Source organism: Pedococcus sp. P2_A3 (assembly GCF_056405035.1).
This window is the reverse complement of record NZ_JBFUCW010000006.1, coordinates 20,341-43,025: the sequence shown is the minus strand read 5'-3', so window position 1 is coordinate 43,025 and position 22,685 is coordinate 20,341. Positions and strand designations below refer to the sequence as shown.

21 protein-coding genes are annotated in these 22,685 nt (G+C 72.1%); all 21 read left to right on the top strand.

All coding sequences use genetic code 11. The annotated features are described in order from the left end of the window. The first annotated feature begins 59 nt into the window (after positions 1 to 59). The 21 genes from ftsY to AC1DX8_RS06390 all read left to right on the top strand — a co-directional run bounded on the left by ftsY (position 60) and on the right by AC1DX8_RS06390 (position 22,603). The gene (ftsY, locus tag AC1DX8_RS06490; protein WP_477629103.1) at positions 60 to 1,283 is read left to right on the top strand and encodes a signal recognition particle-docking protein FtsY; all 1,224 of its coding nucleotides are present in this window, start codon (positions 60 to 62) and stop codon (positions 1,281 to 1,283) included. Then, a complete protein-coding gene (locus AC1DX8_RS06485; protein WP_477629102.1) occupies positions 1,276 to 2,328 on the top strand; it encodes a hypothetical protein in 1,053 nt (350 codons plus the stop codon). The genes ftsY and AC1DX8_RS06485 overlap by 8 nt, the downstream gene beginning before the upstream one ends. Next, the gene (locus AC1DX8_RS06480) at positions 2,325 to 3,152 is read left to right on the top strand and encodes a phosphotransferase (RefSeq protein ID WP_477629101.1); all 828 of its coding nucleotides are present in this window, start codon (positions 2,325 to 2,327) and stop codon (positions 3,150 to 3,152) included. Before AC1DX8_RS06485 ends, AC1DX8_RS06480 begins: the two co-directional genes overlap by 4 nt. 126 nt (positions 3,153 to 3,278) lie before the next feature. After that, complete coding sequence (locus AC1DX8_RS06475; RefSeq protein WP_477629100.1) at positions 3,279 to 3,758, top strand: hypothetical protein; 480 nt, start codon at positions 3,279 to 3,281, stop codon at positions 3,756 to 3,758. After that, positions 3,755 to 4,732: a hypothetical protein gene (locus AC1DX8_RS06470; protein ID WP_477629099.1), complete on the top strand. Its 978-nt coding sequence runs from the start codon at positions 3,755 to 3,757 to the stop codon at positions 4,730 to 4,732. The genes AC1DX8_RS06475 and AC1DX8_RS06470 overlap by 4 nt, the downstream gene beginning before the upstream one ends. A 10-nt stretch (positions 4,733 to 4,742) precedes the next feature. Beyond that, complete coding sequence (locus AC1DX8_RS06465) at positions 4,743 to 5,399, top strand: maleylpyruvate isomerase N-terminal domain-containing protein (protein WP_477629098.1); 657 nt, start codon at positions 4,743 to 4,745, stop codon at positions 5,397 to 5,399. A gap of 53 nt (positions 5,400 to 5,452) precedes the next feature. Beyond that, positions 5,453 to 6,412 carry a hypothetical protein gene (locus AC1DX8_RS06460; protein WP_477629097.1) on the top strand — a complete coding sequence of 320 codons (960 nt, stop codon included), beginning with the start codon at positions 5,453 to 5,455 and terminating at the stop codon, positions 6,410 to 6,412. Positions 6,413 to 6,519: 107 nt separating this feature from the next. Beyond that, positions 6,520 to 7,974: an ammonium transporter gene (locus AC1DX8_RS06455; RefSeq protein WP_477629096.1), complete on the top strand. Its 1,455-nt coding sequence runs from the start codon at positions 6,520 to 6,522 to the stop codon at positions 7,972 to 7,974. Next, positions 7,971 to 8,309: a P-II family nitrogen regulator gene (locus AC1DX8_RS06450; RefSeq protein WP_477629095.1), complete on the top strand. Its 339-nt coding sequence runs from the start codon at positions 7,971 to 7,973 to the stop codon at positions 8,307 to 8,309. Before AC1DX8_RS06455 ends, AC1DX8_RS06450 begins: the two co-directional genes overlap by 4 nt. Before the next feature lie 282 nt (positions 8,310 to 8,591). Beyond that, positions 8,592 to 10,967 carry a [protein-PII] uridylyltransferase gene (locus AC1DX8_RS06445; protein ID WP_477629094.1) on the top strand — a complete coding sequence of 792 codons (2,376 nt, stop codon included), beginning with the start codon at positions 8,592 to 8,594 and terminating at the stop codon, positions 10,965 to 10,967. Between the two features lie 77 nt (positions 10,968 to 11,044). After that, positions 11,045 to 12,664, top strand: a complete 1,620-nt coding sequence (gene ffh, locus AC1DX8_RS06440; RefSeq protein WP_477629093.1) for a signal recognition particle protein — start codon at positions 11,045 to 11,047, stop codon at positions 12,662 to 12,664. After that, entirely contained in the window at positions 12,661 to 13,485 is an 825-nt protein-coding gene (locus AC1DX8_RS06435) for an alpha/beta fold hydrolase (protein ID WP_477629092.1), read from the top strand. The genes ffh and AC1DX8_RS06435 overlap by 4 nt, the downstream gene beginning before the upstream one ends. Positions 13,486 to 13,517: 32 nt before the next feature. Next, positions 13,518 to 14,354: a class I SAM-dependent methyltransferase gene (locus AC1DX8_RS06430; protein WP_477629091.1), complete on the top strand. Its 837-nt coding sequence runs from the start codon at positions 13,518 to 13,520 to the stop codon at positions 14,352 to 14,354. Between the two features lie 24 nt (positions 14,355 to 14,378). Then, complete coding sequence (locus AC1DX8_RS06425) at positions 14,379 to 15,464, top strand: amidohydrolase family protein (protein ID WP_477629090.1); 1,086 nt, start codon at positions 14,379 to 14,381, stop codon at positions 15,462 to 15,464. 189 nt (positions 15,465 to 15,653) lie between these two features. Continuing rightward, entirely contained in the window at positions 15,654 to 16,688 is a 1,035-nt protein-coding gene (locus AC1DX8_RS06420) for a sulfate ABC transporter substrate-binding protein (RefSeq protein ID WP_477629089.1), read from the top strand. Positions 16,689 to 16,691: 3 nt separating this feature from the next. After that, positions 16,692 to 17,615, top strand: a complete 924-nt coding sequence (cysT, locus tag AC1DX8_RS06415; protein WP_477629088.1) for a sulfate ABC transporter permease subunit CysT — start codon at positions 16,692 to 16,694, stop codon at positions 17,613 to 17,615. After that, complete coding sequence (gene cysW, locus AC1DX8_RS06410; RefSeq protein WP_477629087.1) at positions 17,612 to 18,418, top strand: sulfate ABC transporter permease subunit CysW; 807 nt, start codon at positions 17,612 to 17,614, stop codon at positions 18,416 to 18,418. Before cysT ends, cysW begins: the two co-directional genes overlap by 4 nt. Further along, entirely contained in the window at positions 18,415 to 19,425 is a 1,011-nt protein-coding gene (locus tag AC1DX8_RS06405; RefSeq protein ID WP_477629086.1) for a sulfate/molybdate ABC transporter ATP-binding protein, read from the top strand. The genes cysW and AC1DX8_RS06405 overlap by 4 nt, the downstream gene beginning before the upstream one ends. Before the next feature lie 103 nt (positions 19,426 to 19,528). Next, complete coding sequence (locus tag AC1DX8_RS06400; RefSeq protein ID WP_477629085.1) at positions 19,529 to 19,993, top strand: RrF2 family transcriptional regulator; 465 nt, start codon at positions 19,529 to 19,531, stop codon at positions 19,991 to 19,993. Further along, a complete protein-coding gene (locus tag AC1DX8_RS06395) occupies positions 19,990 to 21,555 on the top strand; it encodes an SDR family NAD(P)-dependent oxidoreductase (RefSeq protein ID WP_477629084.1) in 1,566 nt (521 codons plus the stop codon). Before AC1DX8_RS06400 ends, AC1DX8_RS06395 begins: the two co-directional genes overlap by 4 nt. Positions 21,556 to 21,562: 7 nt before the next feature. Beyond that, on the top strand, positions 21,563 to 22,603 hold the full coding sequence (locus AC1DX8_RS06390) for a phosphotransferase enzyme family protein (RefSeq protein ID WP_477629083.1): 1,041 nt from the start codon (positions 21,563 to 21,565) through the stop codon (positions 22,601 to 22,603). Positions 22,604 to 22,685: the final 82 nt, after the last annotated feature.

Genomic DNA, 22,685 nt, shown 5'->3' with positions numbered 1-22,685 from the left:
GTGCCCGGGTCGCGGGCGCGCCCACCTCGAATCGTGTCCGGGGGCCGTGATGGGGGAGGATGGCGCGCGTGATCGATCAGCTGTGGGAATGGATTGCCGTCGCCGTCGGGCTCCTCGTCATCCTCGGAGGGGTGCTGCTCGGCCTCGTGCGAGGTCGTGGGGGCCGGACGAAGTCCGCACCGGCACCGACGACGCCGACCCGTGACCGGGACGTGCTGCCCGGGGTGGGCGACGACGCCGAACCGCCCCGCGACGCTCCCAAGCGGTCCATCGAGGACGCCGGTTCGGTCGACACCCTCCCCGTCCCGGCCGACGAGGACCTTCCGTCGCCCACGCCCACCCCGACCCTCGACCGTCCTGACGCGCCCGCCGGCCGCCTCCAGCGACTGCGCGCGCGGCTGGCGCGCTCCAACACCGCCCTCGGCCAGGGCCTGCTTGCCCTGCTCTCGCGTGGCCGCCTCGACGAGGAGGCCTGGGAGGAGGTCGAGGACACCCTCATCGCGTCCGACCTGGGCGTCGAGGCCAGCACCGAGCTGGTCGAGTCGCTGCGGTCGCGGGTCAAGATCGAGGGCACCACCGACGAGGCGACGGTGCGCGGCTGGCTGCGCGAGGACCTCCTGCGGCTCGTCGACCCCACGATGGACCGCACCGTGGTCAGCTCGCGCGTCGACGGCAGGCCCGCCGTGGTCATGGTCGTCGGCGTCAACGGCACGGGCAAGACCACTACGGTCGGCAAGCTGGCCCGCGTGCTGGTCGCCGAGGACAAGGACGTCGTGCTCGGCGCCGCCGACACCTTCCGGGCCGCAGCGGCCGACCAGCTCGAGACCTGGGGAGCCCGCGTGGGGGTCCCCACCGTGCGCTCCGACCGGGACGGTGCAGACCCGGCGGCCGTCGCCTTCGACGCCGTGAAGGCGGGGGCCGAGCTCGAGGCCGACGTCGTGCTCATCGACACCGCCGGGCGGCTGCACAACAAGGTCGGCCTCATGGACGAGCTGCGCAAGGTCAAGCGCGTCATCGAGAAGCAGAGCCCGATCGACGAGGTGCTGCTCGTGCTCGACGCGACCACCGGCCAGAACGGCCTGCGCCAGGCCGAGGTGTTCGCCGAGGTCGTGGACGTCACCGGCATCGTGCTCACCAAGCTCGACGGCACGGCCAAGGGCGGGATCGTCGTCTCCGTGCAGCGCAAGCTCGGCGTGCCGGTGAAGCTCGTGGGACTGGGCGAGGGACCGGACGACCTCGCGCCGTTCGACCCCGAGGCCTTCGTCGACGCCCTTCTTGCCTGAGCTCCGCGCGCTCGCCACCGCGCTGCTCGCCGCGGCGGCAGTGGGTGGGCCGGGTGTCGTTGCCGTGGCGGCAGAGGCCCCGGTCGACTTCCGGTTCGAGGATGCGCGCATCAGCGAGTCCTCAGGTCTCGCCCTCAGCGTGCGCCACCCCCACACGGTCTGGACCGTCAACGACTCCGGTGACTCGGCGCGGGTCTTTGCCGTCGACACCCGCACCGGGGCGACGGTCGGCGTGCACACCTTCGGCGCGGAGGTCCGTGACGTCGAGGCGCTCGCGATCACCTCACAGGGCCGGATGCTCGTGGCTGACATCGGTGACAACCGCGCCTCCCGTGACGTGGTGCGGATCTTCTGGTTCGACGAGCCCGGGCTGGGGAAGACCTCCGGACCCCGCGGCGCCTCGTGGGAGCTGGCCTACCCCGACGGACCGCACGACGCCGAGGCGCTTGCGGTCGACCCGAGGACAGGCCGGGTGCTCGTCGTGACCAAGGGCCAGCCGGGCAGCGTCTACGCCCTCCCGACGTCACCGAGCCGCGAGGGCGTCAACCGGCTGACCCGTGTGGGCGCGGCACCTTCCACGGTGACCGACGCGGTCTTCCTGCCCGACGGCTCCGCGCTCGCGGTCCGCACCTACACCTCGCTGCACCTTCTCGACGCCCGGAGCTGGACCGACCCGGTCTCGACCCTGCTCCCCCTCCAACCCCAAGGGGAGACCGTCGCGCTGGCGCCGGGAAGGACCGCCCTGCTCATCGGCAGCGAGGGCAAGGGCTCCCGCGTCCAACAGGTTCCGCTACCCACCCTGCCGGGCGCGACGGCGGGGTCGACCACCTCGCCCGCCCCAGGGTTGCCCGCGGGCTCGACCCCGGCGACCACCCGGCTCTCCAGCGCGCCTGCGGTGGCCACGACATCGGGGTCCCGCACCGGTGGTGATGCCGCGGCCCCCGTCGTCAACCGCGGGGAGCTGTTCGCCGRACTGGGCGCCAGTGCGGGTCTCGTGCTGCTGGCCTTCCTGGTCGTGCGCCTCGTCGGTCGGCACCGGCGATGAGCGGTCAGTCTGAGCGACCCAGCGCCGAGGTGCCCTTGAGTGGGGGCAACACCGGGGTCGTCGTGCGCGTCGGCGACACCGTGCGCCGACAGAGTGGGCACTGGACCCGGGCCGTGCACGCCCTGCTCGACCACCTGGAGTCGGTCGGCTTCGACGCCGCGCCCCGCGCCCTCGGCACGGATGCGCAGGGACGCGAGGTCGCGACATACCTCGAGGGCGTCGCGGGCACGCTGGGACCCGACGTGCTCGCCCCGGCGTTCCGCACGGTCGAGGCCTGCCTCGCCATCGGGGCGTGGCTGCGCGCCTTCCACGACGCCCAGGCGGGCTTCGAGCCGGACCCTGTCCTGCCCTGGCGGGTGGTGCCCGGTCGACCCCTCGCGGCGGGTGAGGTGGTGGTGCACCACGACGTGGGCACCTACAACACGGTCCTGCGCCCCGACGGCTCGTTCGCGGTCATCGACTTCGACTTCGCCTCGCCCGGGCGGCCGGTCGAGGACCTCGCCTACGTGCTGTGGTCGTGGACGCCGCTCTGGCACGACGAGGCTGCCGTGCGCCGCGAGATGGGCGGGGTGTCGCTGTCGGAGCGGCTGCACAAGTTCGCGGCTGTCCTCGACGGGTATGCCGCGGATGCCGACCTGCGTGCGCAGGTGCCGGACGCGGTGCTCCGCTGCATGCTGGACCATTCCCAGACCCTGGAAGACCTTGCGGCGCAAGGAGATCCCGCGTTCGTGCGCATGGTCGCAGAGGGACATGCCGACCGGCCACGCCTCGACGTCGCCTGGTTCGCCCAGCGGCGCGACCTGTTCGCCGCGGCGATCGCCTAGGTCAGACGCGCGCGGCGCACGTCACCAGTGCGAGGACGCGCGTCACCAGCGACCTGGCGCCCGGTGTGGGCCGCCGGCGCGTGCGGTCCGACCGCCGCTGGCGGCCGGAGGGCCTAGCCTGTGCGGGTGGAAACGGAGGTGGAGAGCGCAGAGCGGGTCAATCGTCTTGGTCGCCTCGCCAAGACGTGGCGGGCAGCCGTGGTGCTCGCGCTCACGGTGCTGTTCTGCGCTGGCTCCCTGGTGGGCGACGACCACTGGTGGCCGTTCAGCCCCTGGCGGATGTTCTCGACCTCGCAGGCGGCCACGGGGTCGGTCTGGTCCACCGGTATCGAGGTGCAGACGGCCGACGCCCCGGGGAAGTGGGTGCGCGCCCCCCTGACACCCGAGAACGTCGGACTGAACCGGGCCGAGGTCGAGGGGCGCATCCCGCAGATCGAGGCCGACCCGTCGCGGCTGGGCACCCTGGCGCGGAGCCACTCCGTGCTGCGACCGACCTCGGCGGAGTGGACCGCCCTGCGCGTCGTCCGCCGGCTCATCGTGGTCGTCGACCGCAAGCCCACCGGTGAGGTGCGCACCGAGGTGCTCGCCCAGTGGGAGGCGCCGTGAGCACCGCACCGGCCGTCAGCGGCCTCGGCGCCGGGCTGGTGCGGCGGTGCTCCGGCTGGCTCTTCGCGCCCATGCCGCTGTCGCGGGTGGCCGCGCTGCGCATCCTCGTCTTCGCCTTCGTCATCATCGACGTCGTGCTCCTGCACACGTCCGGTTGGTACCACGGCTACGCCGACCCGGTCTGGTACGAGCCGCTGGTCATGGGCAGGGTGCTGCACCTCCCCGCGGCCACCGTGCTGTTGGTCCAGCTGCTGAAGTGGGGCTGCGTCCTCGCTTCCCTGGCCGCCATGACGGGACGCGCCCCACGGGTGCTTGGCTGGGCCGTGGCGGTCGGGTGGGTCTGGTACCAGTACGTCGCCTTCTCCTACGGCAAGGTCGACCACGACCGCGCCGACTTCGTGGTGGCCCTCGCCCTGCTGCCGACGATGGGCTTGGCACACCTGTCCGACCAGCGACGCAGCGAGGCCGCCGGCTTCGCCCTGCGTGCCGTGCAGCTCGCTGCGGTGGCCACCTACTTCCTGTCCGCCTGGGCCAAGGTGCGCTTCGGGGGTTGGGACTGGGTCAACTCGGCGACGATGGTCCGCGCGGTCGTGCGCCGCGGCACGCCGATGGCGCAGTGGCTGCTCGACGTGCCGTGGACGTTGCACTGGTTCCAGTGGGTGCTGATGGGGGCCGAGCTCACCTCGCCGGTCATCTTCGTCCTGTCGGAGAAGTGGCGGCGCCGGGCGGTCGGCGGCTGGTTCGTCTTCCACGCCATGACCTACGGCGCCATCACCATCGCCTTCTGGCCGCACCTCGTGATGATGCTGGCCTTCCTCCCGCTGGAGCGGTATGCCGCGGGGCTGCGCGACCGGTTCGCTCGCGTCCGCGGCGGGTCACCTCCAGCACCCTCGGCCCCGACCGATCCGGACGGCCCACCGGCCGCGCCGGGTGCGGACCGTTCGAGCCGCGACGCCGTCGGTGCTGCCGGTTAGGGTTCGTCGCGTGAGCCGATCCGAGCACGCCGCCGCCTTTCTCGCCGCCGTCGACCTGTCCCTCGGGCTCGCAGGCCGGCCCGAGGTGCGCGAGGCCTGGGGCCGCGAGAGCGCCTGCGACGGGGTGACCGTGGGCGGGCTCGCCCACCACCTGCTCAAGCAGGCGGGCAACACGGTGACGGGTCTGCGAGCGCTGCCCGACGCCGCTCCCCACGATGCGCCGGTGATCGCGCTCCAGGAGCACTACGCGCGAGCCGCGTGGGTCGAGGCCGCCCCCGACGACGACGTCAACGTGTCGATCCGCGAGGGCGACAACGAGGCGGCGCAGGTCGGCCCCGACGTGGTGCTCGAGCTGGGGCACGAGTGGGCGGCCGACCTGCCGGCTCTGCTGGGCGCCCCTCGCGAGCCCGACACGATCTTCATCCCGTGGCAGGGGTGGTCGCTGTCCACCGAGGACTTCCTCACGACCCGGATGATGGAGATGGTGGTGCACGGCGACGACCTCGCCGCCAGCGTCGGGGTCGACACCCCGACCTACCCCCACGACGTGATGGAGCCGGTGCTCGGCCTGCTGACCGGGGTGGCCGTGCGGCGACACGGACAGGCGGCCGTGGTCCGGGGCCTCAGCCGCCCCCAGCGCGCTCCCCGCTCGATCTCGGCCTTCTGACGCGAGGCCGCCACGCGGCATACCCCGGTGGACGTCGCGCTAGGGTCGCAGCCGTGCAGCCGGACGAAGCCCACCTGCCCGCCGCCGTGCTCGCCGAGGCGAGCGCGCCGCTGCCCACGGACATCGCGGGGTTCCACGACGCCCTCATGCAGGCGGCCGACGCGCACGACCCGATCCGGATGGACCACCTCGTGCACGGATGGGCGCAGGCCCGCGCCGAGCTGCTGCCCGTGACCGAGCCCGCCGAGCTGACCATGCAGGCGGTGCTCGACCGGCGCCTCGGCCAGATCCTCTTCGGCGCCGGACACCCCGCTGCGGCCCAGGTGCTGTCCGACGCCCTGGGCGCGGCCGTGCTCGCCGACGCCGAGGTCGAGGTGCTCCGCTGCCACGTCGCGCTGGTGCCCGTGGAGGTGCTGCTCGGCGACCCCGACGCGCTCGCCGCCGGGCGCGGTTACGTCGAGCAGCTGCAGGCGCTGGGTGCGCCGGGCCACGCCGCCGGCGGTCTCATGGGGCTGGCGCAGGTCGCTCCGCCGGACGAGGGGCCGGTGCTGGTGCTGCGCGCCTCGCACCTCTACGAGCAGGCGGGCGACGGCGGCTGGGCAGCCGAGGCGGCCGTGCTGGCCGCCCGGGCCTTCGCCGCGGCGGCAGACCCCCGCGCACCCGACGTCCTGGACCGTGCGCGACGACTCGTCGACGCGCACGTGACCGTCGAGCTCCGCGTGGCGCTGGCCGAGGTGGAGGCCATCGTGCTGTGGCAGGGCGGCGACGTCGAGGCGGCTGCGACCCTGCTGGGGGAGGCCATCGAGGCGTCGGAGCGCACGGGACGGCCGGTCGCCCCAGACCTGCAGATCCTCCTGTGCGACATCCTCGTGGAGAGCGAGCAGTGGGAGGCGCTGCGGTCGCCGGCCTCCCCGGCGCGTGCGCTCGTGCGGCTCGGTGAGCTCGTCGAGGACGACGAGCTCACATCGCTCGGCCAGCGGTACCTCGCACGAGCAGCGACTCCCACGATGTGAGACGTTGAACATCCGGTTACCTGATGCTTACCGGCGTGAGGATCCGCTAACACGCCCGTAACACGTCGCGGCCCTGCGCGAAATCCGCCCCCGGCATGGTTCTCCGCATGAGCGCTATAACTTTCGTGGCGGCCGACGTGCCGTTCACCGACAGCGGGAACACCGCCTGGGTCCTTGCTGCGGCGGCCCTGGTGCTGTTCATGACACCGGGCCTCGCCCTCTTCTACGGAGGGATGGTCCGCACCAAGAGCGTGCTGAACATGATGATGATGAGCTTCATCACCATGGGCACGGTCGGCACTGTGTGGGTCCTCTGGGGTTACAGCGAGACGTTCGGCCCGGACGTGGGCGGCGGCATCGTGGGCAACCCCTTCACGCACTTCGGACTGAAGGGAACTCTCGACCAGATCTACGGCTACGTCGCTGCCGACGCGGCCACCGGCACGGCAGCCGCAGGTGGCATCCCGGCTCCGGCGTTCGTGGCGTTCCAGGTCGTCTTCGCGATCATCGCCGTGGCGCTCGTCTCCGGTGCGATCGCGGACCGCGCCAAGTTCACCGCCTGGACGGTCTTCACCGTCGTGTGGGCCACCCTCGTCTACTTCCCTGCCGCCCACTGGGTCTTCGCCTTCAGCGGGTACGCCGCTGAGACCGGTGGCTGGATCGCCAACAAGGCGGACGGGCTGCTGTTCGGCGGCGCCGGCGCCTACGACTTCGCGGGTGGAACCGCGATCCACATCAACGCGGGTGCGGCCGGCCTCGCCCTGGCCATCGTGCTCGGCAAGCGCATCGGGTTCGCCAAGGAGCCCATGCGTCCCCACAACCTGACACTGGTCATGATCGGCGCGGGCATCCTGTGGTTCGGCTGGTTCGGCTTCAACGCCGGCTCGGCCCTCGGTGCCGGCACGCAGGCTGCGGGCGTCTGGGTCAACACCCTGGCGGCCACCTGCACGGCCATGCTCGGCTGGCTGGTCGTGGAGAAGTTCCGTGACGGCCACCCCACGTCGCTCGGCGCCGCCTCCGGCGTCGTCGCCGGCCTGGTCGCCATCACCCCGGCCTGTGCCACCGTCTCGCCGATCGGTGCCCTGATCGTCGGCCTGGTCGCCGGTGCCGGCTGTGCCCTCGCCGTGGGCCTGAAGTTCCGGTTCGGCTTCGACGACAGCCTCGACGTCGTGGGTGTCCACCTCGTCGGCGGTCTGATCGGCACCCTGCTGATCGGTCTGCTGGCCACCAAGGGCAGCCCCACCGGTGCTGCCGGTCTGGACGTCAACGAAGGCCTGTTCTACGGCGGCGGGCTCTCGCAGCTCGGGGCCCAGGCCCTCGGTGCCTTCGTGGTGCTGGTGTTCTCCTTCGTGATGACCTACCTGATCGGCCTGGCCATCCACAAGACCATGGGCTTCCGTGTCGACGAGACGCAGGAGTCGCAGGGCGTCGACCTCTCCGAGCACGCTGAGAGCGCCTACGACCTCAGCGGTCTCACCGGTGGACGCTTCGGCTCCGCTGCTGCAATCTCGACCACGTCATCCGGCAAGCCTGCCAAGACCCACGAGGGAGCATCGGCATGAAGCTCGTCACCGCCATCATCAAGCCCCACCAGCTCGACGAGGTGAAGGAGGCCCTGGAGGCCTACGGAATCTCGGGCATGACCGTCAGCGAGGCGTCCGGCTACGGCCGGCAGCGCGGCCACAGCGAGGTCTACCGCGGCGCCGAGTACACCGTCGACTTCGTGCCGAAGGTGCGGGTCGAGGTGCTCGTCGACGACATCGACGCCACCTCCGTGGCCGACGTCATCCTCAAGGCAGCCCAGACCGGCCGGATCGGAGACGGGAAGATCTGGACCGTTCCCGTCGACGACGTGGTCCGGGTGCGCACCGGAGAGCGTGGAGTCGACGCTCTCTGACCGACCAGCCGCACCGTCGGTGCCCGGGACTGCGCGCGCGGTCCCGGGCACCGTCGCGTCCCAGCGCCACCACCCCCGAGCTCTGGCCACGTGTGCCGCACCACGAGCGAGAATCCGGGGTGGGGTGCGTCACCAGTGGCCGCAAGTCGACACGACATCGGCGGCAGGCACAGGCTGCCGCACGTGAACCGGTGCGAATCCCAGCACATGAACGCAGACGTCTAACACGGGCGTAACACGAAGGCTCACCTTCGGAAACGTCGAGAGGGCACGGTGGTGCACGTGACGATCGAGCAGAGCGACCTGGCGGCCCGTCGCCTGGACCTGGCGGGGGCGCGGGGCTTCGAGGCCCCCGGAGCCGGCCAGGCCCGGCGCGACGCCATCGCCAGCCTGACCCGCGACTGGCTCGGCCAGGTGTGGACCCAGGCCCTGGACGGCAAGCCCACCGACGGCATCGCCCTGGCGTCCGTCGGCAGCCTCGCCCGCGGCGACGCCGGCCCGCTCAGTGACGTGGACCTCGTCCTGCTGCACTACGGGCGCTCGCTGAGTGGCGACGACCTGAGGGGGCTCGCCGACCGCGTCTGGTACCCCGTCTGGGACGCCGGGGTGAAGCTCGACCACGCCGTCCGGACCGTCAACCAGTGCCGCACCGTCGCCTCCGGTGACCTGGCGGCGGCGGTGGGGCTGCTCGACCTGCAGTGTGTCGCCGGCGACCCCGAGGTGGTGGCGGCTGCGCGCTCGACCGTCTCGCACGACTGGCGCGCGAACGCCCGCCGTCGGCTGCCCCAGCTGGTCGAGAGCCTCAAGGCGAGGCATGCCCGCCACGGCGAGCTGGCCCAGAGCCTCGAGCCCGACCTCAAGGAGGCCCACGGGGGCCTGCGCGACATGACGGTGCTCGGCGCCCTCGTGGCAGCGTGGCTCACCGACCGTCCGCACGTCGGCGTCGACGAGGCGCACCTGACGCTGCTCGACGTGCGCGACGCCGTCCACGTCGTCACCGGGCGCGGACGCGACCGCCTCACCCGCGAGGACCACGACGCCGTCGCAGCCCTGCTCGGGCACACCGACTCCGACGAGCTGATGACCTCCGTGGCCGACGCCGGCCGCACCATCGCCTACGCGCTCGACGGCACGGTCCGTCGCGCCGGCCAGTCGCAGCGCGCCCGCACCCTGCGGGTCGGCCCGCGCCGTCCGCAGCTGAACCCCCTGGGCTTCGGGATGTACGAGCACGACGGCGAGGTCGTCCTCGGGCCGCGCAGCACGCTCTCCACCGACCCCCTGCTGCCCCTGCGCGCCGCGGTGGTCGCGGCGCGGGCCAACCTGCCGATCGCCCCGACCACGCTGGCCAACCTCGCCGGGCAGGCGCCGTCGCTCGAGGAGCCGTGGCCGGAGATCGCGCGCGACCTGTTCGCGGACCTGTTGGCCACCGGTCCCGGCCTCATCGGGGTCTGGGAGGGGCTGGACCAGGCCGGCATCATCGACCGCTGGCTGCCGGAGTGGGCGGCCGTCCGGTCGCGCCCACAGCGCAGTGCCGTCCACCGGCACACCGTCGACCGACACCTCATCGAGACCGTGGTCCTCGCCGGCGGCCTGGTGCGCAGCGTCACTCGGGCCGACCTGCTCCTCCTTGCCGCGTTGCTCCACGACATCGGCAAGATCCGCGGGGCCCACGACCACTCCGCCACCGGCGCCCCACTGGCGAAGGCGATCGCGACCCGCTTGGGCTACCCCGCGGCGGACGTCGACGTCGTCACCACCCTCGTGCGCGAGCACCTCACCCTCATCGACCTCGCCACCCGACGCGACCACCAGGACGCCGGCACCGTGACCGCCGCGCGCGCCGCGGTGGGTGGCTCGCGCGAGGTCTTCGACCTGCTCGTCGCGCTGACCGAGGCCGACGCGAGCGCCGCCGGACCGGCGGCGTGGACCGACTGGCGGGCGACTCTCCTGAGCCAGCTCGCCGAAGCCGCCCGCAAGGGCTGGGAGGAAGGCGCCGTGCCACCGCCGGCCGAGACCGCGACCGTCGACGAGGACGACCTGCGCGCCGTGGCCGCAGGCGATCCCCGGGTCGTGATCAGGCCGCAGGGCGGGTCCTACCGCATCGACGTCTTCGACCGTGACCGGCTGGGACTCTTTGCCGACACCGCAGGGCTGCTCGCGGCATACGGGCTGGTCGTGCGCACCGCGATCCTGCGCACCATCGACGGGGTGGCGGCCAACGAGTGGCACGTCGAGAGCCCGAGCGGCGAGCCGCCGCACGAGGAGCGGATCGTCCGCGGCCTCGAGCGTCTCGCGCAGGGCGACCGAGCGCCGTTGGGGCTGCTCGAGCGCCGCCGCCAGTTCGCCGCCCGGCCGAGCGGCGAGTCGGGCACGGGTTCGCCGGGACAGGCGCGTGCCCTCGTGGTGCCGCACGCCTCCGAGGAGGCCACGGTGATCGAGGTGCGCGCGCAGGACCGCCCCGGGTTGCTGCACGAGCTCGGCATCGGGTTCGCCAAGGCTGGACTCTCCGTGCGCTCCGCGCACATCGCCACGTATGCCGGGCAGACCTTGGACACCTTCTACCTCACCGAGTTCGGTGGTCGCCTCCTGTCGCCGGCCAAGGTCGCGCAGACGGTGGCCATGGTGATCGACACCTGTGACGGCGCAACGCCCAGCTGACCACCGAGCCGTGGGCGCGAGGCCGCGCCATGGCGCCGCGTCAGGCACACGACCTCTGGTCGATTAACCTTGGGCCCGTGTTCACCTCACTCTCCGACCGCCTGACAGCCACCTTCAAGAACCTCCGGGGCAAGGGGCGGCTGTCCGAGTCCGACGTCAACGCGACGGTCCGTGACATCCGGCTCGCGCTGMTCGACGCCGACGTCTCGCTGCCGGTCGTCAAGAAGTTCACCTCGGCGGTGCGCGAGCGCGCCCTCGGGGCCGAGGTGTCCGCCGCGCTGAACCCGGCCCAGCAGGTCGTGAAGATCGTCAACGAGGAGCTCGTCGGCATCCTCGGCGGCTCGACCCGCACGATCCAGTTCGCGAAGAACCCGCCCACCGTGATCATGCTCGCGGGTCTGCAGGGTGCCGGTAAGACCACGCTCGCAGGCAAGCTGGCCAGGTGGCTGAAGGAGCAGGGCCACACCCCGATCCTCGTGGCTGCGGACCTCCAGCGCCCCAACGCCGTGACCCAGCTCGAGGTCGTCGGTGAGCGGGCCGGTGTGCCGGTGTTCGCGCCCGAGCGCGGCAACGTCGGCGGGCACGACGCCGTGGGCCCGACGGGGGAGGGGACCCGCTCGTTCGGCGACCCGGTCTCCGTCTCGCGCGCCGGCATCGAGCAGGCTCGCAGGGCCCAGCACGACGTCGTCATCGTCGACACCGCCGGCCGCCTCGCGGTCGACGCGAACCTCATGCAGCAGGCTGCTGACATCCGCGCCGCGATCTCGCCCGACGAGGTCCTGTTCGTCATCGACGCGATGATCGGCCAGGCCGCCGTCGACACGGCCCTCGCGTTCCAGGAGGGGGTCGACTTCACCGGAGTCGTGCTCTCCAAGCTCGACGGCGACGCCCGCGGTGGTGCTGCGCTCTCGGTCGCCTCGGTGACGGGTCGCCCGATCATGTTCGCGAGCACCGGTGAGGGCGTGAAGGACTTCGAGGTCTTCCACCCCGACCGCATGGCCTCGCGGATCCTCGACATGGGTGACGTGCTCACGCTCATCGAGCAGGCGGAGAAGGCTTTCGACGCCAGCCAGGCGCAGGAGATGCACCGCAAGTTCCTCGCCGAGGAGGACTTCACCTTCGACGACTTCCTGCAGCAGATGTCGGCCCTCAAGAAGATGGGCGGGATGAAGGCGATGCTCGGCATGATGCCGGGCATGGGCCAGATGAAGGCCCAGCTGGACAACCTCGACCCGCGCGAGTTCGACCGCATCGAGGCCATGGTGCGCTCGATGACGCCGTTCGAGCGCACGCACTCCAAGCAGATCAACGGCTCCCGCCGGCTGCGCATCGCGAAGGGCTCGGGCGTCGAGGTGTCCGAGGTGAACGCGTTGCTCGAGCGGTTCACCGAGGCGCAGAAGATGATGAAGCAGCTCGCCCGGGGCGGCGGCCTCCCGGGGATGCCCGGCCTGCCCGGCATGGGTGGTGGCAAGAAGGGGCGCCAGCAGCAGCCGCAGCGCAAGAAGTCGAAGTCCGGCAACCCGGCCAAGCGCGCCGCCGAGGAGCGGGCCGCGGCCGAGAAGGCATCGGCGGCCAAGGCAGGTGGCGGCGGCTCGGCGTTCGGTGGGGCTGGAGGCGGCGCCGGAAACGGCGGCATACCGGCCGACCTCGACCCCAACCAGCTGCCCGCGGGCTTCGAGAAGTTCCTCGGCAGGTGAGCCCGGCAGCCCCGCTGCACACCCTCTCGATCGGCACGGCAGGTCCGCGGATCGCGTTCCTGCACGGGCTCTTCGGGCAGGGCCGCAACTGGTCGCAGATCGCCAAGGCGCTCGCGGGCCCCGACGGCACCGGTGCGCGCAGCACGCTCGTGGACCTGCCGGACCACGGGCGGTCGCCGTGGTCGCAGGAGTTCTCCTTCGAGGGGTATGCCGCGGCCGTCGCCGACACGTTGCGGGCCATCGACCCGGAGACCCCATGGGTCGTGGTCGGCCACTCCCTGGGCGGGAAGACCGCCATGCTCCTCGCGCTGCAGCACCCGGAGCTGGTGTCGCGGCTGGTCGTCGTCGACATCGCGCCCAAGAGCTACGGCAGCCTGGAGCGGTTCAGCGGCTACATCGAGGAGATGCAGCGGCTCCCGCTCGGCGAGCTGACCAACCGCGCCGATGCCGAGGCGCGGTTCGAGGAGCTCAACGCCGGGGTCAAGGCCTTCCTGCTCCAGAACCTGCGGCGCGACGGTGACTCGTGGCGCTGGCAGGCCAACCTGGAGCTGTTCGCCGCGGATGCGGCCAAGGGGACGGGCTCGGTGATCGCTGCGTGGCCCGAGGTGGCCGGCACGCTCCAGCCTTTCTCGGGGCCGGTGCTGTGGGTCGCCGGGTCGGACTCGAGCTACATCACCGACGAGGACCTCCCGGCCATGCGCGCGTTGTTCCCGAAGGTGCGACAGCTGACCGTCAAGGGCGCCACGCACTGGGTGCACACCGACGCACCGCAGGTCGTCGTCGAGGCGCTGCGCCGGTTCGCGCACACCGGTCCCGCCTAGCGGGTCAGGGCCTGCCGCGCCACACTCTGTGCATGACTCGAGCCGAGGGGGGAGCCGCCCCGAGCGCGGTGGCGGCGCTGTTCGACGCACTGGCCGACGACTACGACCAGACCGGCATCGACTTCTTCGCCCCGATCGCCGCGGGCCTGGTCGACGCCCTCGACCCACGCAGCGGTGAGTCGTGCGTCGACCTCGGCTGCGGACGCGGCGTCGTGACGCTCGGCCTCGCGGAGCGGGTACTGCCCGAGGGCGCGGTCGTGGGGTTGGACGTCAGCAGCGGGATGATCGCCCACGCGCGGCAGCTCCTGTCCGCCCGAGGCTTCGACGTCGACCTGCTGGTGGGTGACGCGTCGGACCCGCCGCTGCCGCGCGGCGCCGCCGACGTCGTGGCCGCGTCCCTCGTGCTGTTCTTCCTCCCCGACCCGGCGGCAGCGCTGGCGCGCTGGGTCGACCTCCTCGCGCCCGGGGGCCGGATCGGGCTCGCGACGTTCGGCGACCAGGACCCGGTCTGGGACGCGGTGGACCGGGAGTTCGAGCCGTGGGTGCCGCCGATGATGCGCGACCCGAGGCTGGTCGGTCCAGACAGCCCCTTCTCGTCCGACGCGGGCATGGAGCAGATGCTGGCCGATGCTGGTGCCGTCGACGTGCGCACCGTCGGCTTCCGCCTCCAGGTGCGGTTCGGCGACGTCGACGGCTGGGAGCGGTTCTCGCGGTCCACGGGACAGCGGGCGGTCTGGTCCCGCGTGCCAGCCGACGAGGTCGCGGGTCTCGTGGCGAGGGTCGGGGAACACCTCGAGTCGGCGCGGGACGAGAACGGAAGCGTGGTGGTGTGGCAGGACATCCGCTACACCCTGGGGGTCGCTCCCTAGCGTCGGCGCCTCTAGGGTCGGCGCATGGCATCGGTGCTGCACCTGCAGGGTGAGGTCCTGGTCGGACCCGAGGACGTGCGACCCGAGGCGTGGGTGATCGGGGGTCGGCTGACCTTCGAACGCCCGACGGCGCCCGGCAGCGACGTCGAGAGCCTGCGTGGGTACGTCCTGCCCGGCTTGGTCGACGCCCACTGCCACGTCGGCCTGGACGCCCACGGTGCGGTCGACGACGCGACCGCCGAGGCGCAGGCCCTGGCCGACCGTGAGGCAGGCACCCTCCTGATCCGTGACGCCGGGTCGCCCGCCGACACGCGCTGGATCGACCAGCGCGACGACCTGCCCAAGGTGATCCGGGCGGGTCGGCACATCGCCCGCACCCGGCGGTACATCCGGAACTTCGCCCACGAGATCGAGCCCGACCAGCTCGTGGAGCGCGTGCGGCTCGAGGCCCGCGCCGGTGACGGCTGGGTCAAGCTGGTGGGCGACTGGATCGACCGCGACGCCGGCGACCTCACGCCGTGCTGGCCGGTCGACGTCCTCACCGATGCCATCGCGGCGGCCCACGAGGAGGGGGCCCGGGTCACCGCGCACTGCTTCGGGGAGGCGTCGCTCTACGACTTCGCCGCGGCGGGCACCGACTGCATCGAGCACGCGACCGGGCTGGAGGCCGAGACCATCGCCCAGTTCGCCGAGCAGCAGATCGCGATCGTGCCGACGCTGGTCAACATCGCGACCTTCCCCGCCCTCGCCGAGCCGGCCAAGGAGAAGTTCCCCGACTACCACCGGCGGATCCTCGCGCTGCACGAGCGCCGCTACGCGACCATCGGCGCAGCCCGGGACGCCGGCATACCGATCTACCTCGGCACCGACGCCGGAGGCTCGCTGCGGCACGGACTGGTGGCCGAGGAGGCGCTCGAGCTGACCCGGGCCGGGCTCTCCACCGACGAGGCCCTGCACGCAGCCACCTGGGGAGCGCGGGCCTGGCTCGGGCGGCCCGGGCTGGAGGAGGGGGCTGACGCCGACCTCGTGGTCTACGCCGCCGACCCCCGGCGCGAGATCCGCGCACTGGCCGCTCCCGAGCACATCGTGCTCCGCGGCGTCACCCTCTGACGGCCCCGACCCCCGGGTGGCGGGGGAGGGGGAGGGGGAGGGGGCGGCATACGGCGCGGCCCTTCCACGATCTGAGACATAAGGCGGCGTTATTTGACCGATAACCAAATGCTATCCAAACTCCTAGTTGTCACATAGGAGATGCGCACCCGCGCCACCCCCGCCCTCCGGGCGACGAAGGAGCCCTCGATGAGCCGTCACACCCGCCTCGCACTGGCCGCAGCCGCGACCGTCGGAGCCCTGGTGATGACGGCCTGTGCGGGCGGCGGAGCGAGCGACACGGTGGGCGCCGACGCCGAGAACGCCGCCGCCAGGACCAGCACCATCAACCTCTACGCGTATGCCGTGCCCAAGGTCGGCTTCGACAAGGTCATCCCGGCCTTCACCAGGACCGCGGCCGGCAAGGGCGTGCAGTTCCAGCAGTCCTACGGCGCCTCCGGTGACCAGTCGCGCAAGGTCGCGGCCGGGGCCAGCGCCGACTTCGTGAACTTCTCGGTCGAGCCCGACATCACCCGCCTCGTCGACGCCGGACTGGTCGCCAAGGACTGGAACTCCAACCAGTTCAAGGGGATCCCCTTCGGTTCGGTCGTCACCATGGTGGTCCGCAAGGGCAACCCCAAGGGCATCAAGGACTGGGACGACCTGCTCAAGCCCGGCGTCGAGGTGGTCACCCCGAACCCGTTCAGTTCCGGCAGCGCGAAGTGGAACCTGCTCGCCCCGTATGCCGCGAAGAGCGACGGCGGGAAGGACCAGGCTGCGGGGCTCGCGTACATCGAGAAGCTCGTCACCGGGCACGTCAAGGTGCAGCCGAAGTCGGGTCGCGAGGCGACCGAGACCTTCCTGCAGGGCACCGGCGACGTGCTGCTGAGCTACGAGAACGAGGCGCTGTTCGCCGAGCGCAGCGGCGACCCGGTCGAACACGTCACCCCGCCGACGACCTTCAAGATCGAGAACCCCACCGCGGTCCTCTCGAACAGCAAGAACCTCGCGACGGCCAAGGCGTTCAACGACTACCTGTTCACGCCCGAGGCCCAGAGGCTGTGGGCCCAGGCCGGGTTCCGCCCCGTGGACCCGACCGTGGCCAAGGAGTTCGCGGCGGACTTCCCGCAGCCGGCCAAGCTGTGGACGATCGACGACCTCGGTGGCTGGAAGAAGGTTGACGGCACGCTGTTCAAGAAGGAGACCGGCGCGATCGCGGTCATCTACGACAAGGCCACGTCGTAGGAGATGACCACGACCACCCACCACGCGCGCAGGGGCGACACCTCGACCACCGAGGCGTCGTCCCTGCCGGCGCGCCCCGGCCAACCCGCTGGTGACGGCATCGAGGCCCAGAGCCCAGATGCTCCCCGGCGTCACACGAGCGTCGCCCGTCCGCTCGGGGTCGGCCTCGTCGGCCTCTGGCTCAGCGTCCTCGTGCTGCTTCCGCTGGCCGCACTCACCGTGACCTCCCTCGGGCACGGGGTCGGCGGTTTCTGGGACGCTGCCACTGCGCCCGTCGCCCTCGCCTCGCTGAAGGTCACTGTGCTCGTGGCCGCAGCCGTCGCCCTGGTCAACGCCGTCATGGGCACGCTCATCGCCTGGGTGCTCGTGCGCGACGACTTCCCGGGCAAGCGTGTCGTCAACGCCTTGATCGACCTGCCCTTCGCGCTGCCCACGATCGTCGCCAGCATCGTGCTGCTGTCCCTCTACGGACCCAACAGCCCGATCCACGTGCACCTCAACGCCACCCAGCCGGGTCTGCTGGTCGCGCTGGCCTTCGTCACGCTCCCGTTCGTGGTGCGCTCGGTGCAGCCCGTCCTCATCGAAGCCGACCGCGAGGTGGAGGAGGCGGCCGCGTCGCTCGGGGCCTCGAACTGGACGACGTTCCGCCGGGTGGTGCTGCCGACGCTCGCCCCGGCGGTGATCAGCGGCACCGGCCTCGCCTTCGCCCGGGCCATCGGCGAGTACGGCTCCGTCGTCCTCATCGGCGGCAACATCCCGCGCCGGACCCAGGTCGCCTCGCAGTACATCCAGCAGCAGATCGAGATCGACCGACCACTCAACGCCGCCGCCGTCTCGGTAGTCCTGCTGGCGATCGCGTTCGTCACACTGTTCGTCCTGCGGCTCCTCGCCGGTCGCAGCCTGCGCCGTGAGGAGGAGGCCCAGTGAAGACCTCCACGACCGCCCGCATCGGCCTGCGCACCGTCGCCCTCGGGTACCTCGTGCTGCTGATCGGCGTGCCGATCGTGCTGATCCTGTGGCGCACGTTCGGGGAAGGGGTCGGTGCGTTCCTCGCCTCGGTCCGCACCCCGGCGGCGATCTCTGCGCTCAACCTGTCGCTGCTCATCGTGGCGATCGTCGTGCCCCTGAACGTCGTGTTCGGCGTGGGCACCGCGCTGGCCCTGGTGCGTGGGAGGTTCCGTGGCCGTGGACTGGTGCAGGCGGTCGTCGACCTGCCGTTCGCCGTGTCGCCCATCGTCGTCGGTGTCTCGCTCATCCTGCTCTGGGGGGTCGACGGCTGGTTCGGAGGTCTGGAGCGGCTCGGCATCAAGGTCATCTTCGGCCTGCCGGGCATGGTGATCGCGACGCTCTTCGTCACCCTCCCGTTCGTCGTGCGGGAGGTCGAGCCCGTCCTCCACGAGATCGGCACGGAGCAGGAGCAGGCCGCGTCGACCCTCGGGGCCAGCACCTGGCAGACCTTCTGGCGGATCACCCTCCCCGCGATCCGCTGGGGCCTGACCTACGGCGTCGTGCTGACCATCGCCCGCGCGCTCGGCGAGTTCGGCGCGGTGATCATGGTGAGCTCCGGCTTCCCCGGGGTGTCCCAGACGCTCACGCTGCTCGTCCACTCGCGCTACATCGACGACCACAACACCTACGGCGCGTATGCCGCGGCCACCCTCCTCATGGGGCTGGCCGTGCTCACCCTGCTTGGCATGACCGCCTTGGACCGCAAGAGGAGAACGACATGATCAGCGTCATCGGAGCCCGCAGGAGCTACGGCGACTTCGCCGCGCTCGACGACGTCACCCTCGACATCCCCGCCGGGTCCCTCACCGCCCTGCTCGGACCCAGCGGGTCGGGCAAGTCCACCCTCCTGCGCTCGATCGCCGGGCTCGAGCAGCTGGACGGGGGTCGCATCGTCATCGGCGGCCGCGACGTGACCGGCGTCGCCCCGCAGAAGCGCGGCATCGGGTTCGTGTTCCAGCACTATGCGGCGTTCAAGCACATGACGGTGCGCGACAACGTGGCGTTCGGCCTCACCATCCGCAAGCGCCCCAAGGCCGAGATCGCCCGCAAGGTCGACGACCTGCTCGAGATCGTGGGCCTCGACGGGTTCCAGCACCGCTACCCGGCCCAGCTCTCGGGCGGCCAGCGCCAGCGGATGGCCCTGGCCCGGGCGCTCGCGGTCGACCCCGAGGTACTGCTCCTCGACGAGCCGTTCGGTGCCCTCGACGCCAAGGTGCGGGCCGACCTGAGGCAGTGGCTGCGACGGTTGCACGACGAGGTCCACGTCACCACCGTCCTGGTCACCCACGACCAGGAGGAGGCGCTCGACGTGGCCGACCGGATCGCGGTGCTCAACAAGGGCCGGATCGAGCAGGTGGGCGACCCCGTTACCCTCTACGACCGCCCCGCCAACGACTTCGTGATGTCGTTCCTCGGCTCGGTGGCCCGCCTCGGCGGCGCCCTCGTGCGCCCGCACGACATCGCCCTCGACCGTGACCCGGAGCGCGCCCGCGCCGCGGATGCCCGTGTGGGTGCCTCGCCCGGGGTCGTGGAGGCGGTCGTCGAACGCGTCGTGCGTCTGGGCTTCGAGGTGCGGATCGACCTGCGGGCCGACTCCGGCACGCGGTTCGCCGCCCAGGTGACCCGCGCCGAGGCTGACGCCCTCGGCCTCGAGGTGGGGGAGACGGTGTACGCCCGGGCCACGACTGCGCCGGACGCCGCCGAGATCCACCCCGCGCTCGCCATCTGAGGTCACCGCAAGGACCACGACCACCGACAGAAAGACCACGGCCACCCACAGACAGGGGTATGCCGCGTGCCCCAGCACCGCGACGGTGCGACACAATGCGCACGTGGACATCTCGGCGCGCACGGAGTACGCGGTCCGGGCCATGCTCATCCTGGCGGAGGCCGCGACGACCTCAGCTGGCCCGGTGAGCGTCGAGACGTTGTCCTACCGACAGACCCTCCCGCGCAAGTTCCTCGAGGCGATCGTCGCCGACCTGCGCACGGCCGGGCTGGTGAAGAGCACCCGCGGCGCCCGCGGCGGCTACTCGCTGGCCCGCGAGCCGCGCGACATCTCGCTCGGTGACGTGTTCCGGGCCGTCGACGGGCCGCTCGCGGAGGTGCGGGGGCTGCGGCCGCACGAGACGGCATACGAGGGGGTCGCCGCTCACCTGCCCACGGTGTGGGTGGCGCTGCGCGCGAGCCTGCGCTCGGTGCTCGACGAGACCAGCCTCGCGGACGTGCTGTCGGGGGAGCTGCCCGACCGGGTGGCCACGCTGGCTGCGGACCCCGAGGCGTGGCGCAGCCGATGAGCGGTGCCACGCCGACCCATCAGGCCCCGGCCGTCGGCACCTCGGCAGAGGGCGCCCCGGCCGACGTCGGACCTGGGATCGACCCCGACGACCTGGCCACCGCACTGCGGGTGCTGGAGCAGCTCGCCGAGCTCGACGGCGACCACCCCGACATCCAGACCGTCAAGCGGGCCACGGGGCGGATGTACAAGCGCGTGCGCAAGGCCCGTCGCCGTGAGGCCAAGCAGCCGCAGATCGACCACGACGAGGCCATCCTCGCGCAGACCGCCACCGGCTCACCCATGCGGATCGACGACGAGACCAAGGGGATCCCACTCGTGTCGACTGCGCGAGGCGCCCATGCCGGCGAGCTCATCAACCCGCGCAACTGCTACATCTGCAAAGCGGAGTACCGGCTCGTCGACGCGTTCTACCACTGGCTGTGCCCGGACTGCGCGGCCCTCAGCCACACCAAGCGCGAGCAGCGCACCGACCTCACCGGCAAGCGGGCCCTCCTCACCGGTGGGCGCGCGAAGATCGGGATGTACATCGCGCTGCTGCTGCTGCGTGACGGCGCGCACCTGACGATCACCACCCGCTTCCCGCACGATGCGGCCAGACGCTTTGCAGCACAAGAGGATTCGCACCTCTGGATCCACCGTCTCAAGGTGGTCGGCATCGACCTGCGCGACCCCACCCAGGTCGTCGCCCTGGCCGACGAGGTCGCCGCCGCGGGACCGCTCGACATCCTGGTCAACAACGCGGCGCAGACCGTGCGTCGCACGCCCGGGGCCTACTCCCACCTCGTCGAGGGCGAGTCGGTGCCGCTCGAGGCGGGCGTCGCCTACCCCGAGCTGGTCACGTTCGACCGCATCAGCGAGGCCCACCCCGCCAACCTCCTCGGCACCCTGCGCGAGCAGAAGGTCGCCCACCACGAGGGCGAGTCCGAGCAGGCGGCGGCGCGCGCCCTCGCGCAGCGGTCGGCGGCGAGCATGACCTCGATGGCGCTGTCCGCGGGGCACGCCAGCCTCGAGGCCCACCTGGCCGGCACGGCGGTCGACGCCGGCGGGCTGCTGCCCGACACCCAGGTCAACAACTCGTGGACCCAGAAGGTCGAGGAGGTCGACCCGCTCGAGCTGCTCGAGGTGCAGCTCTGCAATGCCACCGCCCCGTTCATCCTCGTCTCCCGGCTCCGCCCGTCGATGCGAGCCGCGGTCGCTGCGGGTGCCCGACGCGCCTACGTCGTCAACGTCTCGGCCATGGAGGGCCAGTTCTCGCGGCGCTACAAGGGAGCCGGCCACCCGCACACCAACATGGCCAAGGCAGCGCTGAACATGCTGACCCGCACCAGTGCCGGCGAGATGTTCGAGACCGACAAGATCCTCATGACGGCGGTCGACACCGGCTGGATCACCGACGAGCGGCCGCACCACGAGAAGCTGCGCATCGCTGCCGAGGGCTGGCACGCACCCCTCGACCTCGTCGACGGCGCCGCCCGCGTCTACGACCCCATCGTGCGTGGCGAGGCCGGCGAGGACCTCTACGGCTGCTTCGTCAAGGACTTCGAACCCAGCCCCTGGTGATGGCGCCATGGACGGGCTGACCGCCCACCTCATCGACGCCTTCGGCCTGGAGGGCCGAGGCAGCGTCGGGGACGGGGCTGCCCGCCTCACCTTCGTGGCCCGTGGTGCCGACGGTCAGGTCAGCCTCCTGGAGCTCAACGGCCTCCGGTATGCCGTGAAGCAGCCGTTCGAGGTCCCCGCCGGTCTCGCTGAGCTCGCGGCGGGTGACGAGGTGGTGCGGCGCGAGGCCGGGCACCTCGAGCACTTCGCGCAGGCCGGCATACCCGTCCCCGTTCCCGTGCCCGACCGGGAGGGGCGGTTCCTCGTGCCGTTGCCAGAGCGCCTCGGTGGGGGACTCGTGCGCCTCAGCACCTGGGTGGACGCGACCGCGCCTCGCGCCGACTTCGTGCCCGGTCTGCACGCCACCGAGCTCGGGACGCTGCTGGGTCGGCTGCACGCCGTGGCGCCGGCGACTGACGACGCCATCGGCGCGTGGTACCGAACCGTGCCCGACGCGACGGTCTGGGCCGACCTGGTGCGGCGGGGTGCCGGGCAGCCGTGGCACGAGGCCCTGGCGGGACGGGAGGCCGAGCTCAACCGGCTGGGCGACCTGGTGCGCGGCGTCCCCGCGCCGACCGGCGGGTTCGTGGTGGGCCACCGCGACCTGCACCCCGAGAACGTCCTGGTGACGGCCGCCGGTGAGCTGGTGCCGGTCGACTGGGAGGACGTCGGCCCGGTGCTCCCCGACCGTGAGCTGGCCAAGGCGCTGGCCCAGTGGCACGTCGACGGTGACGAGGTCGACGCGTCGGCCGTGCGCCGCACCGTGACCGCCTACCGCGCGGCCGGCGGCACGGGTGAGGTGCGTGGGCTCGACTCGTTCACGATGCTCCTCAGCGGCGAGCTCAACTTCCTCGCCAGCCAGGCCGCTGCGTCGCTCGACCCCGCGACCGCGGACGGCCACCGGGCGCACGCGGTGGCCGAGGTGCGGGAGTGCCTCCTGTGGCTGCCGTCGTCCAGCACGCTCCAGCACGTGCTCGACCTCGTGCTCGACCTGATGGCTGCGGGCTGACTGCGCGTGGTCGGGGCACCCGCGCAGATCTGGCAGAATGGTCGGCTGTACCCGTCCAGGCACGGGCCCGGTCATGCCGAGG